Annotated in this window: 13 protein-coding genes; 4 read left to right on the top strand and 9 right to left on the bottom strand. The window is 67.1% G+C overall.

The features are described from left to right. Positions 1-15: 15 nt before the first annotated feature. The 3 genes from LGM89_RS08295 to LGM89_RS08285 form a co-directional block, all read right to left on the bottom strand. Positions 16-1,599, bottom strand: a complete 1,584-nt coding sequence (locus LGM89_RS08295) for a Na+/H+ antiporter (RefSeq protein WP_089497465.1) — start codon at positions 1,597-1,599, stop codon at positions 16-18. 242 nt (positions 1,600-1,841) lie between these two features. After that, complete coding sequence (locus LGM89_RS08290; RefSeq protein WP_226272822.1) at positions 1,842-3,275, bottom strand: aldehyde dehydrogenase family protein; 1,434 nt, start codon at positions 3,273-3,275, stop codon at positions 1,842-1,844. A gap of 29 nt (positions 3,276-3,304) precedes the next feature. Next, a complete protein-coding gene (locus LGM89_RS08285; RefSeq protein WP_226272821.1) occupies positions 3,305-4,945 on the bottom strand; it encodes an acetolactate synthase large subunit in 1,641 nt (546 codons plus the stop codon). Between the two features lie 352 nt (positions 4,946-5,297). Here LGM89_RS08285 and LGM89_RS08280 point away from each other — a divergent pair, with 352 nt between their 5' ends. Then, positions 5,298-5,615 carry a type II toxin-antitoxin system RelE/ParE family toxin gene (locus tag LGM89_RS08280; RefSeq protein ID WP_166886314.1) on the top strand — a complete coding sequence of 106 codons (318 nt, stop codon included), beginning with the start codon at positions 5,298-5,300 and terminating at the stop codon, positions 5,613-5,615. A 3-nt stretch (positions 5,616-5,618) separates the two neighbouring features. Next, complete coding sequence (locus LGM89_RS08275; RefSeq protein WP_069251007.1) at positions 5,619-5,918, top strand: addiction module antidote protein; 300 nt, start codon at positions 5,619-5,621, stop codon at positions 5,916-5,918. A 48-nt stretch (positions 5,919-5,966) separates the two neighbouring features. On the opposite strand, the gene LGM89_RS08270 is transcribed toward LGM89_RS08275, so the two are convergent. The 5 genes from LGM89_RS08270 to andAc all read right to left on the bottom strand — a co-directional run bounded on the left by LGM89_RS08270 (position 5,967) and on the right by andAc (position 10,756). Then, positions 5,967-7,253 (bottom strand): DUF445 domain-containing protein, encoded by a 1,287-nt coding sequence (locus LGM89_RS08270; protein ID WP_089497468.1) that lies wholly within the window; start codon positions 7,251-7,253, stop codon positions 5,967-5,969. A 171-nt stretch (positions 7,254-7,424) separates the two neighbouring features. Continuing rightward, positions 7,425-8,645: an anthranilate 1,2-dioxygenase system ferredoxin--NAD(+) reductase gene (gene andAa / locus LGM89_RS08265; protein WP_226272820.1), complete on the bottom strand. Its 1,221-nt coding sequence runs from the start codon at positions 8,643-8,645 to the stop codon at positions 7,425-7,427. Then, the gene (gene andAb / locus LGM89_RS08260; RefSeq protein WP_006479527.1) at positions 8,635-8,961 is read right to left on the bottom strand and encodes an anthranilate 1,2-dioxygenase ferredoxin subunit AndAb; all 327 of its coding nucleotides are present in this window, start codon (positions 8,959-8,961) and stop codon (positions 8,635-8,637) included. Before andAb ends, andAa begins: the two co-directional genes overlap by 11 nt. Before the next feature lie 20 nt (positions 8,962-8,981). Beyond that, the gene (gene andAd, locus LGM89_RS08255; RefSeq protein ID WP_089443060.1) at positions 8,982-9,467 is read right to left on the bottom strand and encodes an anthranilate 1,2-dioxygenase small subunit AndAd; all 486 of its coding nucleotides are present in this window, start codon (positions 9,465-9,467) and stop codon (positions 8,982-8,984) included. 17 nt (positions 9,468-9,484) lie between these two features. Next, positions 9,485-10,756 carry an anthranilate 1,2-dioxygenase large subunit AndAc gene (gene andAc, locus LGM89_RS08250; protein ID WP_226204193.1) on the bottom strand — a complete coding sequence of 424 codons (1,272 nt, stop codon included), beginning with the start codon at positions 10,754-10,756 and terminating at the stop codon, positions 9,485-9,487. A gap of 213 nt (positions 10,757-10,969) precedes the next feature. Between andAc and andR the strand changes: the two genes are divergently transcribed. Then, positions 10,970-11,929, top strand: coding sequence for an anthranilate 1,2-dioxygenase regulatory protein AndR (andR, locus tag LGM89_RS08245; RefSeq protein ID WP_089497471.1), 960 nt, complete (start codon positions 10,970-10,972; stop codon positions 11,927-11,929). Between the two features lie 151 nt (positions 11,930-12,080). Here the strand turns inward: andR and LGM89_RS08240 are convergent, their stop codons facing one another. Continuing rightward, entirely contained in the window at positions 12,081-12,971 is an 891-nt protein-coding gene (locus LGM89_RS08240) for a LysR family transcriptional regulator (protein WP_226272819.1), read from the bottom strand. Between the two features lie 91 nt (positions 12,972-13,062). Between LGM89_RS08240 and LGM89_RS08235 the strand changes: the two genes are divergently transcribed. Continuing rightward, entirely contained in the window at positions 13,063-14,196 is a 1,134-nt protein-coding gene (locus tag LGM89_RS08235) for a muconate/chloromuconate family cycloisomerase (RefSeq protein WP_089447280.1), read from the top strand. Positions 14,197-14,215: the final 19 nt, after the last annotated feature.

The following is a 14,215-nucleotide window of genomic DNA, read 5'->3' as shown; positions in this document are numbered from 1 at the left end:
CGAAGGTGTGCGGCCCTACCCGCGCGCGTGCTGCGCGGACACTTCCTGCAGGTCGAGGTCGCGTTCGAGCGCGTGCAGCATCTCGTCGTGGATGCGCCCCGAACGGTGCAGGCGCAACAGTTCCGCGCGCCCGGCCCGGATCGCGGCCAGCACGACGTCGTAGTGCGCGGCACGCACTTCAGCCGGATACGTGGGCTCGTTCTTGGTCCTTTCCGTCAATTCCGCGCGATACGTGTACTGCTCGAGCAGGCGCGGATGGATCACGACCCCGTTCTCGTCGCGCACGAGCGGCTGGATCGCCGCGAGCTGCGCCGCCTCGACGTATGCCCACGTCTGCGGCTCGGTCAGGTGGTGCGACGCGCGTTCTTCGCGCTGCGGCAGGCGCAGCAGCCGGATCAGCGGCCCGATCGTCGTGCCCTGCAGCAGCACGGTGACGAGGATCACCGCGAACGACGCGACCAGGATCACGTCGCGGCCGGGCATCGCCTCGGGCAGCGACAGCGCGATCGCCAGCGTGACGACGCCGCGCATCCCGGCCCAGCTCATGATCGTCGCGGCCTTCCAGTCGGGCGCTTCGCCGCGCCGCGCGATCCCGCGCACCGGCCACTTCAGCGCCTCGACCGCGTAGATCCACACGAAGCGCGATACGATCACCGCCGCCAGCACCGCGAGCATCGGCGGCACCATCGTGGCGAGCACCTGCTCGAAACCGCCGAGCCGGTGGATCGCGCCGCGCAGCGACAGCCCGATCAGCACGAATACCATCGCTTCGAGCAGGAACACGATGACCTGCCAGAACGCGGTGCCGCGCGTGCGCACCGCCGCCGAGAACACCTCGTGCTGATGCCAGCCGACGATCATGCCGGCCGTGACCGTGGCGATCACGCCGGACACTTCGACCATCTCTCCCGCGATATACGCGATCCAGCCGGCGATCACCGCGACGGTGATCACGAGATAGTCGTCGTCGAGCAGCTTGAGGAACCACACGACGAGCTTGCCGACCGCGAAGCCGACCACCACGCCGCCGAGCCCGAGCTCCGCGAAACCCACGACCGCGTGGCCGAGGCTGAAGGTGCCCGACAGCGCCGCGACGACCGCGAAGCGGAACAGCACGAGGCCGGCCGCATCGTTCAGCAGGCTTTCGCCTTCGAGCAGCACCATCAGCCGGCGCGGCAGCGCGACGCGCTCGAGCACGGCCTTCGCTGCCACGGCGTCGGGCGGCGACACGATCGCGCCGAGCGCGAAGCACGCGGCCCACGGCAGCGACGGCGCCACCCAGTGCACGGCAAAGCCGACCGCGAACGTCGTGAACACGACCGCGCCGATCGCGAGCAGCAGGATGCCGCCGACGTTGCGCTTGAATTCCTCCCACACCGAGAAGTACGCGCCGTCCATCAGCAGCGGCGGCAGGAACACCAGCAACACCAGTTCCGGATCGAGATTGATCGGCGGCAGGCCGGGAATGAACGCGATGCCGATGCCGCCGATCAGCAGCGCGGCCGCGGGCGGCAATCGCAGCCGCTTGGCGATGCATTCGAGCGCGACGATCGCGAGAAATGACAACAAAACCAGCTTGAATGCCGAGACGGGGGACATGAATCGACCTCGTGAAGAATGAATTCGCGCGTTCCGGTGTCGTACCCCGGTCGGCAGTTTCGCGCGATTACATCACGAGGCGAGGCCCGCAGTCGAGCGCGTTCGAGCCGCCCGCCGTGCGAGGCGGTCACGGTGCGGGCCCGGCGCCTGCCCAATGCGCGCGGCGCCATGAAAAACGGCACGCGGGCCGGCCCGATCGCCCGCCCGCGTGCCGTCGCGGCACCGCGCCGCCTGCCCGCGCGTTACCGCCGCCGCACGACCATCAGCCGCGGCTCGGTCATGTCCTCGATCGCGTAGCGGATCCCTTCGCGGCCGAGGCCCGAATCCTTCACGCCGCCGTACGGCATGTTGTCGACGCGGAACGACGGCACGTCGTTGATCACGATGCCGCCGACCTCCAGCTCGTCCCACGCGCGCTGCGCATGCGCGAGCGAATCGGTGAACACGCCGGCCTGCAGCCCGAAGTCGCTGTCGTTCACGCGCGCGAGCGCCTCGTCGAAGCGGACGAACTTCTCGAGGATCGCAACGGGGCCGAATGCCTCCTTCCGGTACAGGTCCTGCTCGTGCCCGACGTTTTCCAGCAGCGTCGCCTCGAACATCGCGCCATCGACTTTGCCGCCGGCGACGATCTTCGCGCCCGCCGCGACGGCCGCGTCCATCCAGCCCGACAGCCGGCGCGACTCGGATTCCGAGATCATCGGGCCGACGAACGTCGACGGATCCTTCGGGTCGCCCATCTTCAGCGAACGCGTCTTCGCGATCAGTTTCTCGCGCAGCGCATCGTACAGGTCGGCATGCACGAGGATCCGCTGCACGCCGATGCAGCTCTGGCCCGACTGGTAATACGCGCCGAACGCAAGGCGCTCGACCACGTAGTCGAGCTGGTCGCGCTGATCCGCATCGACGATCGCGGCCGCGTTGCCGCCAAGCTCCAGCACGACTTTCTTCTTGCCGGCCTTCTCCTTCAACGCCCAGCCGACGGCCGGCGAACCCGTGAACGACAGCAGCTTGAACCGCTCGTCGGTCGTGAACAGGTCGGCACCGTCGCGATGCGCGGGCAGCACCGAGAATGCGCCCTTCGGCAAGTCGGTTTCCGCGAGCACCTCGCCGATGATCAGCGCGCCGATCGGCGTGCGGCTCGCCGGCTTCAGCACGAACGGACAGCCGGCCGCGAGCGCGGGCGCCACCTTGTGCGCGGCGAGATTCAGCGGGAAGTTGAACGGCGAGATGAACGAGCACGGGCCGACCGGCACGCGCTTCGTGTAGCCCGTATAGCCCTGCGCACGCGCGGAGATCTCGAGGTTGATGATTTCGCCGTCGATACGCACCGATTCCTCGGACGCCACGCGGAACGTGTCGATCAGCCGCGTCACTTCGCCCTTCGAATCGTTGATCGGCTTGCCGGCCTCGATGCACAGCGCCTCGGCCAGCTCGTCGAAGCGCTCGCGAAAGCGCGCGACGCAATGGTCGAGCACGGCCTGCCGCTTGTAGGCCGGCAACTCGCGCATCGGCTTCGCGGCATCGACCGCCGCGCCGATCGCCGCGTCGATGGCCTTCGCGTCGGCCAGCGCGACGCGTGTCGCGACCTTGCCGCTGAACTTGTCGGTCACCTCCAGATCAGTGTTCGCGTAGACGGCCTCGTTGGCGAGGTAGTACGGATAGGTTTCCTTCAACATGGAACGACTCCTTCCTGTGAACGTAACATTCAGAGTTGCGCCGACAGGCGCTTGATCTCGCGGTTCAACACGCGCTCGTTGTCCGAATAGTCGATCGGCACGTCGATCACGTGCACGCCCGGCGACGAGAAACACTCGCGCAGCAACGGCTCGAGATCGTCGGCCGATTCGACGCGGTGCCCGTGCGCGCCGTAGCTTTGCGCATACGCGACGAAATCGGGGTTCTGCAGCGTCATCGCGAAATCGGGGAAATTCATGTTCTCCTGCTTCCAGCGGATCATCCCGAACGCGTCGTCGCGCAGGATCATCACGACGAGGTCGAGCTTCAGCCGCACCGCGGTTTCGAGCTCCTGCGAATTCATCATGAACCCGCCGTCGCCGCACACGGCGATCACCTTGCGCTGCGGATGCACGATCTTCGTCGCGATCGCCGACGGCAGCCCCGCCCCCATCGACGCGAGCGCGTTGTCGAGCAGCAGCGAATTCGGCTCGTGCGCGCGCCAGTAGCGCGCGAACCAGATCTTGTACATCCCGTTGTCGAGACAGACGATGCCGTCGACCGGCATCGCGTTGTACAGATCGTTGACGATCCGCACCGGGTACATCGGGAAGCGCGAGTCGTGCTGCCCTTTCTGCAGATGCGCGTCGAAATGCGCCTTGATCATCCGGAAGCGCTCGAAATCCCAGTGCGATTGCGGCGTCACCGCTTCCTTCATCTGCCACACCGCGTTCGCGATGTCGCCGACCACCTCGATCTGCGGGAAATAAACCGGATCGACCTGCGCGCCGAGGAAGTTCACGTGGATCACGGTCTTGTCGTCGGTACGCATGAAGAACGGGGGCTTCTCGATCACGTCGTGACCGACGTTGATGATGCAGTCCGCATGCTCGATCGCGCGGTGCACGAAATCGCCGTCGGACAGCGTCGCGTTGCCGAGCCACAGCGGATGCGTCTCGTCGATCACGCCCTTGCCCATCTGCGTCGTGAAGAACGGGATGCCCGTCTTGTCGACGAATTCGAGCAGCATCTTGCAGGTGGTCTTGCGGTTGCCGCCCGCGCCGATCATCAGCAGCGGATGGCGCGCGGCCTGGATCGCGTCGACCGCATGCGCGACCGCCTTCTCCTCGGCCACCGGCCGCCGGCTGTAGCTGCGCGGGATCGGCTTGCCGTCGCCCTCCTCGTGCGCGATGTCTTCCGGCAGCTCGAGGTGCGCGGCGCCCGGGCGCTCTTCCTCCGCGCGGCGGAACGCCTCGCGTATGGCCGACGGGATATTGCCGATCGACACGATCTGCCGCGTGAACTTCGTGAGCGGCTGCATCATGTCGACCACGTCGACGATCTGGAAGTGGCCCTGCTTGCTGGACTTGATCGGCTTCTGCCCGGTGATCATCAGCATCGGCATGCCGCCGAGCTGCGCATAGGCGGCGGCCGTCACGAAGTTCGTCGCGCCGGGCCCGAGCGTGGCGATACACACGCCGGTGCGGCCCGTCAGGCGGCCGTAGGTGGCGGCCATGAACCCGGCCGCCTGCTCGTGCCGGGTCAGCACGAGCTTGATCTTCGATCGCCGCAGCGATTCGAGCAGATCGAGGTTTTCCTCGCCGGGAATGCCGAACACGTACTCGACGCCTTCGGCTTCCAGCGCCTTCACGAACAGATCCGATGCTTTCATGGGGGACTCTCGGTTGATGCCGCCTGCCCGGCCTACGGACACGCAGCGTTCAGAACGCGCGCCGGCCTACGGCACGCGGACGCTTTACCTACTGGACACAAACCACGGCACTGCCCGCCGCGCAGCACGCGCTGCACGGCGGCGCCTCCGGCTACCGGAGGACAAACGGATCCGCCCGCGCGCGGCAAACTCGCACGGGCGGCAAGAACGTTTTTGATTGTAGACGGATTCGGAAGATCCCGACTTCGGCCGAACGGCCATTTGGCACACAAGCGAAGCGCGTGGCCCTACTGTGGCGGCATCGAAATTCGACCCATCAGACTTGTGAACCATGGTTGACATACTGCAATCCATGCCCTACAGTGCGCCTACGTTCAGCATCCGGACCACCGACGTCTTCGACGCCTGGTTTGCCGGCCTGCCGGATCGCGTCGCGAAGCGCCGCATCCAGGCACGCATCGACCGCCTCTCGATGGGCAATCCGGGCGACTGGAAGTCCGCCGGCTCGCCGGTCGTCGAGATGCGGATCGACCACGGCCCCGGCTATCGCGTCTACTACGTCCGGCGCGGAACGATCTGGGTCATCCTGCTCTGCGGCGGCGATAAATCGACGCAACAGGCCGACATCCGCGCCGCGCACGCGATGCTCGCGCATCTCGACATGGAGTAACCGATGGACAAGATCAGCACCCGGCCGTGGGATTCGGCCGATCATCTGAAAACCGAAGACGACATGGCCGACTACTTCGAAGCGTGCCTGCAGGAAGGCGGCGACGATCCGGCCTTCATCGCGCATGCGCTCGGCGTGATCGCACGGGCACGCGGCATGTCGCAGGTCGCGCGCGATGCGGGCCTGTCGCGCGAAGGGCTGTACAAGGCGCTGTCGCACGACGGCAACCCGAGCTTCGGCACGATCCTGAAGGTCATCAAGGCGCTCGGCCTGCAGCTGCACGGCTCGAAAGCGCACGCATGACGCGCGGGCGCGGCCCGTCTCGCCCGCCGCGCGATACGCATGGCCGCGTCAGTGCAGCCAGCCGGCCGCCCAGCGCGGCACCAGCGACACCAGATACAAGCCGAGCCCGATCAACCCGCCGACCAGCGTGCCGTTGATGCGGATGTATTGAAGATCCTTGCCGATGTTCAGCTCGATCTGCCGCGACATCTCGCGCGCATCCCAGTTGCGCACCGTGTCGCGGATGTGACGCATCAGGAAATCCGCGAAATCCGGCGCCATCTCGTGCACGGCCTTCTCCACGTGCTCGTTCAGCGACGCACGCAATGCCGGGCTCTCCGCGAGCCGCGCACCGAGCCAGCCGCCGAGCATCGCGGCCTGCCGGTGCAGCGCCGAATCGGGGCGCGCGAGATCGGCCTTCAGCCACGCGCGCAACTGATCCCACAGGTCGCGCACATAGTCGTTGAACGCAGCGCCGTCGCGGACATAGCGCTTGATCTCCTCGCCCTTCTCGATGAACGCGGGATCGTGCTTCAACCGCTCGGTCAAGCGCAGGACCGTCCGGTCGAAACGTTGCCGCAGTTCGTGCTCGGGATCGGCCGCCACGCCTTCCAGCACACGGCTCACCGCGCTCGCGAGCATCCGCGCGCCGTTCTCGCCGAACCACTGCGTCGGCATGATCTTCTCGACCTTCGGGTACTGCGTCTTCAGCCATTCGACGATGAAGCCCGCGATCACCTCGCGGTTCTCCTCCTTGTCGAGCACGTCGACCACCTGTTCGATCGCGTCGTCGAGCAGCACCTGGTGGCGGCCGTCCTTCGTCAGCGTGTCGAGGATCGCGCCGGCCGATTGCGACAGGTCGATGCGGTCGATCACCGCGCGAAACGCGTCGTGCACGAACGACTGGATCCGCGCGTCGTCGGTCATGTCGAGCGCGAAACTCATCAGCTTCGTCACGTAGCCACCGAGCGCCTCGGTGTTCGCCGGCTCGCCGAGCCACGCGCCGAGTTTCTGCGCGGGATCGTGCTGGCGGATCTGCGCGGCGAGTGCGTCGGGGCCGAGGAATTTCTCGCGCACGAACACCGCGAGGTTGTCGGCGATCTTGTCCTTGTTCTTCGGAATGATCTCGGTGTGGCGCGACACGAACGGGATCGGCACGCGGCGGAACAGCGCGACGACCGCGAACCAGTCGGCGAGCGCGCCGACCATCGCGGCTTCGGCCACGGCCTTGACGCCGTCGACCCACGGGCCGCGCGGCAGCAGGATCGTCGTGACGAACACTGCGACGGCGGCCAGCAGCAGCCACAGCGCGCGGCGCTTGCTGCGTTTCAGTTCGAGGGCTTTGTCTGGCGTCATGGGCAACCGGTCGGGCGAACGATGCCGCTAATATGCACCGGTTGCGGGGCTGCCGACAAACATTGCTGCCCCCTTCGCGCGGGGCAGCGCCCCGCCGGAGCCGACCGACGGAGCGCGCACGGCGCCGGCCGGCATCGCTGCCGTAAGCCGCCCCGGACGACCGAACGCCCGCTACATGAACGTCTTCAGGTTCACCCCCGGATCCGCAAGCTTCACCGGATCCGGCACCGCCCCCGCCGCGATCAACCGGCGCGATGCGCCGATGTCGCGCCCCAGGTTCGCCGCCGCCACCGCGACGATCCTGCCGTCATCCCCCAGGCCGAACACCGTGAACGGCCCGCTCGCCGGATCGCCGCGCACGACGATCGTGCGCTCGCTGCCGAACAGCCCGAGCATCTGCAGGTTGCAGTCGTACTGATCGGACCACAGCCACGGCAGCTCGGCATAAGTCTCGTCGGCGCCGAGCAGGTTCGCGGCCGCAACCGCCGGCTGGTTTTCGGCCACCTGCCACGATTCGATCCGCACGTGACGCCCGAGCAGCGGATTGAAGTGCATCGTCACCTCGCCCACCGCGAAGATCGCCGGATCGGCCGTGCGGCAGCCCGCGTCGACGCGAATCCCGTTGTCGATATCGAGCCCCGCTGCTTGCGCGACCTCGACATTCGGCACCACACCGATGCCGACCACGACGAGATCGGCCGGCACGTCGCCGTGATCGGTCTCGACGATCGCGCCGCCGCCCGGTGCGCGACGGATCGCGCGCGGCAGCGTCGCCATCTGGAAGACCACGCCGCGCGCATCGTGCAACTGATGCGCATACGCGCCGACCACTTCCGGCAACGCGCGCTGCAGCAGGCGCGGCGCCGGATCGATCACCGTCACGTCACACCCGAGCTGGCGCGCCGCCGCCGCGACCTCCAGCCCGATGAACCCGCCGCCGAGCACCGCCACGCGGCGGCCCGGCGCAAGCTGCGCGCGCAACGCACGTGCATCGTCGACCGTGCGGACGTAATGCGGCGTGACGCCTGCGTCGATCTCACCACCGAACATGCGCACCCGCGAGCCCGTCGCGAGCACGAGCCGCGCATAAGCCAGCGTCGTGCCGTCGTCGAGCCGCACGCGCTGCGCATCGCGCTCGATCGCATCGACACGCGTACCGAGCCGCAGCTCGATGCGCTGCACGTCGTACCACGCGGCGTCGCGCACGAACGCACGCTGCTCGCCGCCGTCCGTCAACAGCGCGTCCTTCGACAGCGCAGGCCGGTCGTACGGCAGCTCGCGCTCCGCGCCGATCATGACGATGCGCGCCGCCGCGTCGCGCTCGCGCAGCGCTTCGGCCGTGCGCCGCGCGGCATGCCCGGCGCCGACGATCACGAACGGATCAGCCGACATTGACTTCCACCTGACCGTCGACGATCCGGATCGGATAGGTCCGCACCGGCTCCGTGATCGGCGCGCATTTCGGCGCGCCGGTGCGGATGTCGATCAGCCCCTGGTGCAGCGGACATTCGACGCAGCCGTCCTCCACATAGCCTTCGGACAGCCGCGCATGGCCGTGCGTGCAGAGATCGTGCATCGCGAACAGTTCGTCGCCGATCCGGAACACGGCGATCGGTTTCTGGCCGGCGACGCGCGCCGCCGGTTCGTCTTCGGAGAATTCGTCGAAAGCGCCGAGCGGATGCCACTCGGCGAGCGTTGCTTCGGTCATGTCGGTTCCTTGCTTCCGTATCAGATCGGGGTGGCGAGCAGCGTCTGCACGCGCGACGTGTCGTAGATCACCCGCTTGGTCTTGTAGCGCAGCCCGTCCGGCGTGCGCACGACCGTGTCGTAGTACTTGCCGGCCTGGTACACGTTCGACTCGCCGTTGCTGCGCGTCTGCACGACGACGTAGTTGCTCTCGGTATCGATCTCGCCGTCGCGTTCCGCGACGATCGTGAGGCCCGACGTCATGTGCCGGTACGTGTGCTCTTCGTAGATGTTCGCGTGCCGCAGCGACACCACGCGGTCGCGCAGCATCCGCTGGTTCGTGCAGTGGACGATCCCGACCGGCAGCCCGAGGTCGGCGTTTTCCTTCGGCACGATTTCGTACGTACAGTCCTCGGTGAACATCGTCGGCCATGCTTCGAGCCGGTCGTTGTCGAGGTGCCCGATGTAGCGGTTCTGGAGCATGTAAATCTCGAACCACGTCTTCATGTCTTCCGTCAGGTTTTCCATCGTTCCGCGCTCCCGCTTCAATAGCCCATCAGCTTCTGGTAGCCGACCCAGAACTTGCGGATCAGGCTTTCGGTGATCACCGTGTCCTGCTGGTCCGGATTGCCGCGCGACATCTCGATCACCGACGTCGCGTCGCCGTCGCGCACCGTGCCGCGCTGCACGAGCTCGGTCGCCTCCGTGTCCTCCATCGAGATGTAGCCGGCCGGCCCGACGAGGTTCGCCTGCTTGATGCGCAGCGCGCGCAGCTCGGGCGTATCGTCCGCGTAGCCGAAGAAGTGGAAGATCAGTTCGAAGTTGTCGGGGCCTTTCGGCAGGATCTGCCGTGCGACCAGCGTGTTGTGGATCTGCTGGATCACGAGCTGCGGGAAGATCGGCTGGATATGGTTCGTGCAGTCCTCGTCGTATTCCGACACGAGGTCGAGAATCGATTCGTCTTCCAGATGAAAGCCTTCGTCGAACGAGCGGATGTTCTGCTGCTTGTACGCGGCCGACGTGTCGTCGCCCGTCTTCGTCACCGTGATGATGCTGTGCAGCCCGTGGTTCGCATCCGGGATCGAGCGCGCCTTCATCCCGACGCGGAAGATGTTGAAGGTCGTATGGAACAGGTGCAGCATGCTCGCGTGATACGGATCCTTCACGTTCTCCATGTACAGCTTCCAGTTCGACTTCGAATACTGGCGCGTACAGCCGAGATACTCGATCGGCTTGTGGAAGATCCGGTCGATCCACGGGCGCATCTGCTCGCCGAGATAGTCGGGCAGCGGCATCACGTCGTCGCTGAAGGTCGCGAACACGAGCCCGCGATAGCTGTCGACGCGCAGCTTGCGCAGCCCGTGCTGCTTCGGGTCGAAGTCGGCCGGCATCCCGGACATCCCCTTCTGGCCGCGCCGGAACGGCACGCCGAGCAGGTTTCCCGAATTGTCGAAGCTCCACTGGTGATAGACGCAGGTGTGCGAGCTCGCGTTGCCGCGCGACTTGCGGCACACCTGCGCGCCGCGATGCGCGCATCGGTTCACCCAAGCGGACAGCGCGCCATCCTCGGTGCGCGTGACGACTACCGGCGTGTCGCCGACGAACGTGCTCTTGAAGTCGCCGGCGTTCGGGATTTCCGCTTCCAGCGCGACGAAGTTCCACGTCGGGCCGCGGAAGATGCGTTCCTGCTCGCGATCGTAGACCGCGCGCGAGCTGAACACCTTGTACGGCACGCGCGAGCCGTCGTCGTGCGGAAAATCCACGTCGGACGCGTCGCCGCGCGCGGCGAAAACGACGGGCGATTCTGTCTGCTCCATGTCGGACTCCTTGTCGATCCGTTGCGTTGAATGCATGGAGCCGATTTTTGAAAAGCTAATATTCGCCGTCTATCCGGAAAGTGCGATTGCGGCGGTGCAATATCCACTTTCGGCGGATTTCTGCGCTAGCATGACGGCACACACGACCCGGCGCACGATCGCGACCCATTGATCGGATCGACGCGCACGCCGTCCACACCAAGGCTGATGCCCATGTCCCCAACGTCGTTCGAGCCGCTCGCGCTGCGCGCGCACCGGCTGTTCGAATCCCGCGATCTCGACGAGACGCGCGAGCGGATCTCGCGCGTGATGCAGCCGCATGCGCTGCTGCCGAGCGGCCGCACGCGGGGTGCGTCGCACATGGATTTCGTCAGGCTCGGCGGGCTCGGGATCGGCACGATCGCGTTCGGCGATGCAATGCGCGTGCAGGTCGACGCGGTCGACGGCTACTACCTGCTGATGTTCTGCCTGTCCGGCCAGGCCGAGGTGCGCGCGATGGGGCGGCAGCTCGGCGTCGACGGCCAGACCGGCGTGCTGTGTGCGCCCGGCGAACGCTTCGACGCGGTGCTGTCGGCCGATTGCGAGCAGTTCGTGCTGCGCATCGACGCGGCGACCGTCGGCTCGCTGACCGGCGACCCGCGCGCGACGCTCGATCCCGTGCTGCACGTCAGCGACGCCGCGCTCGCCGCGTGGCGCCAGCAACTGATGCTCGTCGCCCGCTCGCCCGAACTGCTCGAACGCGCGAGCGCGAACCCGCGCGTCGCCTCTCAGCTCGAGCACCTGCTGATCGACCTGCTGATCGAAGGCCACCCGCCGTCCGTGCTGCAGGCGTCGCACCGCGACCCGGCGCCGGGCTTCGTACGGCGCGCGCAGGAGTTCGTGAACGCGCACTACGCGCAACCGCTGCAACTCGCCGATATCGTCCAGGCCGCCAACGTGCCGGAACGGACGCTGCGCGACGCGTTCCTGCAGTTCCGCGGAATGAGCCCGATGCAATACCTGCGCGCGACGCGGCTCGACCACGCGCGCGAGCTGCTGCGCGGCGCGGTGTCCGACCGGCGGATCGCCGATGTCGCGCTCGATTGCGGGTTTACGCACCTGGGGCGGTTCGCGATCGCGTATCGGGAAAAGTTTGGCGAATCGCCGTCGGAAACGCTCGACGGGAAGCGGTAACGTCGTCGCGCATGCGCGCGCGGCCGGCGTGCTTGCACGGCTGGCCCGCGACGTTGAACGAAACGGCATGAGATCACGATGCCCTCTCGGCGTTTGCCGGCGTTCGCCGAAACCGACCGTTAGTTGCGATTTATAGCGGCGACGACGATCGTCACCCCACCGGCACGATCATCTCCCGCGCAATCGCGCAAAACGCGGCCGTCGCCGCGCTTTCTCCGTGCAGCCGGCGGCTCATGATGATCGGCGAGGTCGCGGCCGGCTCCGGCAACCGCCGGTAGACCACGCCCTTCACGCGCACGCCCTCCACGCTCTCCGGCACCAGCGACACGCCGACCTGCGCGGCCACCAGCCCGAGCGCCGTCTGCAGCTCGCGCACCTCGTGAACGGCCGCCGGCACCAGCGCGCCGTCGCGCAGCGCCGACAGCTGCTGATCGGCGAAGCTCGGCCGCGGCGTGCTCGGATAGACGATCAGCGTCTCGTTTGCGATATCCGCGAGCGTCAGCGGCCGGGCCGGATCGGCGAGCCGATGCCCGACCGGCAGCGCCGCGATCAGCTTTTCCTCGATCAGCGCCTCGCGCACCAGCTGATCGTCGTCGAAGCGCAGCCGGCCGAAGCCCACGTCGATCCGCCCGCCCTTCAACGCGCCGAGCTGCTCGAGCGTAAACATTTCGATCAGCGACAACTCGACGTCCGGCTGCGCCTCGCGAAACGCGCGGATCACGTCCGGCAGCGCGCCGTACAGCGTCGACGGCACGAAGCCGATCACGATCCGCTCCGACAGCTGCGCGAGCCGCCGCGTCAGCGGGCCCAGTTCGTCGGCCTGATCGACGAGGCGCTTCGCCTGCGCATAGAACACGCGCCCCGCATCCGTCAGTTTCAGCGGCCGCGCGCCGCGCTCGAACAGCGGCAGTCCGATTTCGTCCTCGATCGCCTGGAGCTGGCGGCTGAGCGGCGGCTGCGTCATGTGCAGCCGCTCCGCCGCCCGCGTGATGTTCATTTCCTCGGCGACGGCAATGAAGTAGCGGAGCTGACGCAATTCCATTTCATGCCTCAAAGGTATGGAAGTAGTCGGAAAGAGTGTTGGACGACGCGGGGCGGGAATTCCTACCATGTGCACCAACAGGAGGAATCGCATGATAGCAACTGCCGCCACCATCGAACGCATCGAGACGCTGCTCGTCGACGTGCCAACGATCCGGCCCCACAAATTGTCGGTCGCCACGATGAATTGCCAGACCCTCGTGCTGGTGCGTGTTCGATGCACGGACGGTATCGAAGGTGTCGGCGAGGCGACCACCATCGGCGGTCTCGCGTACGGCGAGGAGAGCCCCGAAAGCATCAAGGTCAACATCGACACCTACTTCGCGCCGCTGCTGCAGGGCATGGACGCGACCCGCCCGGGCGCTGCGCTGGCGCGCGCCCGCAAGCTGTTCCAGGGCAACCGCTTCGCGAAGTGCGCGATCGAAACCGCGCTGTTCGACGCGCAGGCGCGCCGCCTCGGCGTGCCGCTGTCGGAACTGTTCGGCGGCCGCCGGACCGATGCGGTCGATGTCGCCTGGACGCTCGCGAGCGGCGACACGCAGCGCGATATCGCGGAAGCCGAGGCGATGCTCGACGCGCGCCGCCACCGTGCGTTCAAGCTGAAGATCGGCTCGAACGCGGTGGCCGACGACGTCGCGCACGTGATCGCGATCAAGCGCGCGCTCGGCGAACGCGGCGATGTGCGCGTCGACGTGAACCAGGCATGGAGTGAAACAGACGCGATCTGGGCCGGCGCACGCTTGGCGGAAGCCGGCGTGAGCCTCGTCGAGCAACCGATCGCCGCGACCAACCGCGCGGGGCTGAAACGCCTCACTCAACTGGCGCAGGTGCCGATCATGGCCGACGAGGCGCTGCACGGCCCCGTCGATGCATTCGCGCTCGCGCAGGATCGCGCGGCCGACGTGTTCGCGGTGAAGATCGCGCAATCGGGCGGGCTGCAGGGTGCGGCGAGCGTCGCGTCGATCGCGGCGGCGGCCGGCATCGAACTGTATGGCGGCACGATGCTCGAGGGCGCGGCCGGCACGATGGCGTCCGCGCAACTGTTCAGCACGTTCGACTCGCTGAAATGGGGCACCGAACTGTTCGGCCCGTTGCTGCTCACCGAGGAGATCCTCGTCGAGCCGCTGCGCTACGCGGATTTCAAGCTGCACCTGCCGGCGACGCCCGGCCTTGGCATCACCTTCGACTGGGCGCGCATCGAACGGATGCGACGCGACGCCCGCTGACCCCACACGACAACCGAAA

This window comes from Burkholderia sp. AU31624 (assembly GCF_020420065.1).
In the GTDB taxonomy this organism is placed as follows: domain Bacteria; phylum Pseudomonadota; class Gammaproteobacteria; order Burkholderiales; family Burkholderiaceae; genus Burkholderia.
The sequence above is the reverse complement of the archived record's forward strand: the minus strand, read 5'-3'. Positions and strand labels throughout refer to the sequence as shown.

Excerpts from the sequence above, each read along its gene's own strand:
- LGM89_RS08295 (WP_089497465.1), bottom strand. The coding sequence starts at position 1,599 with ATGTCCCCCGTCTCGGCATTCAAGCTGGTTTTGTTGTCATTTCTCGCG.
- LGM89_RS08290 (WP_226272822.1), bottom strand. The coding sequence starts at position 3,275 with ATGTTGAAGGAAACCTATCCGTACTACCTCGCCAACGAGGCCGTCTAC.
- LGM89_RS08285 (WP_226272821.1), bottom strand. The coding sequence starts at position 4,945 with ATGAAAGCATCGGATCTGTTCGTGAAGGCGCTGGAAGCCGAAGGCGTC.
- LGM89_RS08280 (WP_166886314.1), top strand. The coding sequence starts at position 5,298 with ATGCCCTACAGTGCGCCTACGTTCAGCATCCGGACCACCGACGTCTTC.
- LGM89_RS08275 (WP_069251007.1), top strand. The coding sequence starts at position 5,619 with ATGGACAAGATCAGCACCCGGCCGTGGGATTCGGCCGATCATCTGAAA.
- LGM89_RS08270 (WP_089497468.1), bottom strand. The coding sequence starts at position 7,253 with ATGACGCCAGACAAAGCCCTCGAACTGAAACGCAGCAAGCGCCGCGCG.
- andAa (WP_226272820.1), bottom strand. The coding sequence starts at position 8,645 with ATGTCGGCTGATCCGTTCGTGATCGTCGGCGCCGGGCATGCCGCGCGG.
- andAb (WP_006479527.1), bottom strand. The coding sequence starts at position 8,961 with ATGACCGAAGCAACGCTCGCCGAGTGGCATCCGCTCGGCGCTTTCGAC.
- andAd (WP_089443060.1), bottom strand. The coding sequence starts at position 9,467 with ATGGAAAACCTGACGGAAGACATGAAGACGTGGTTCGAGATTTACATG.
- andAc (WP_226204193.1), bottom strand. The coding sequence starts at position 10,756 with ATGGAGCAGACAGAATCGCCCGTCGTTTTCGCCGCGCGCGGCGACGCG.
- andR (WP_089497471.1), top strand. The coding sequence starts at position 10,970 with ATGTCCCCAACGTCGTTCGAGCCGCTCGCGCTGCGCGCGCACCGGCTG.
- LGM89_RS08240 (WP_226272819.1), bottom strand. The coding sequence starts at position 12,971 with ATGGAATTGCGTCAGCTCCGCTACTTCATTGCCGTCGCCGAGGAAATG.
- LGM89_RS08235 (WP_089447280.1), top strand. The coding sequence starts at position 13,063 with ATGATAGCAACTGCCGCCACCATCGAACGCATCGAGACGCTGCTCGTC.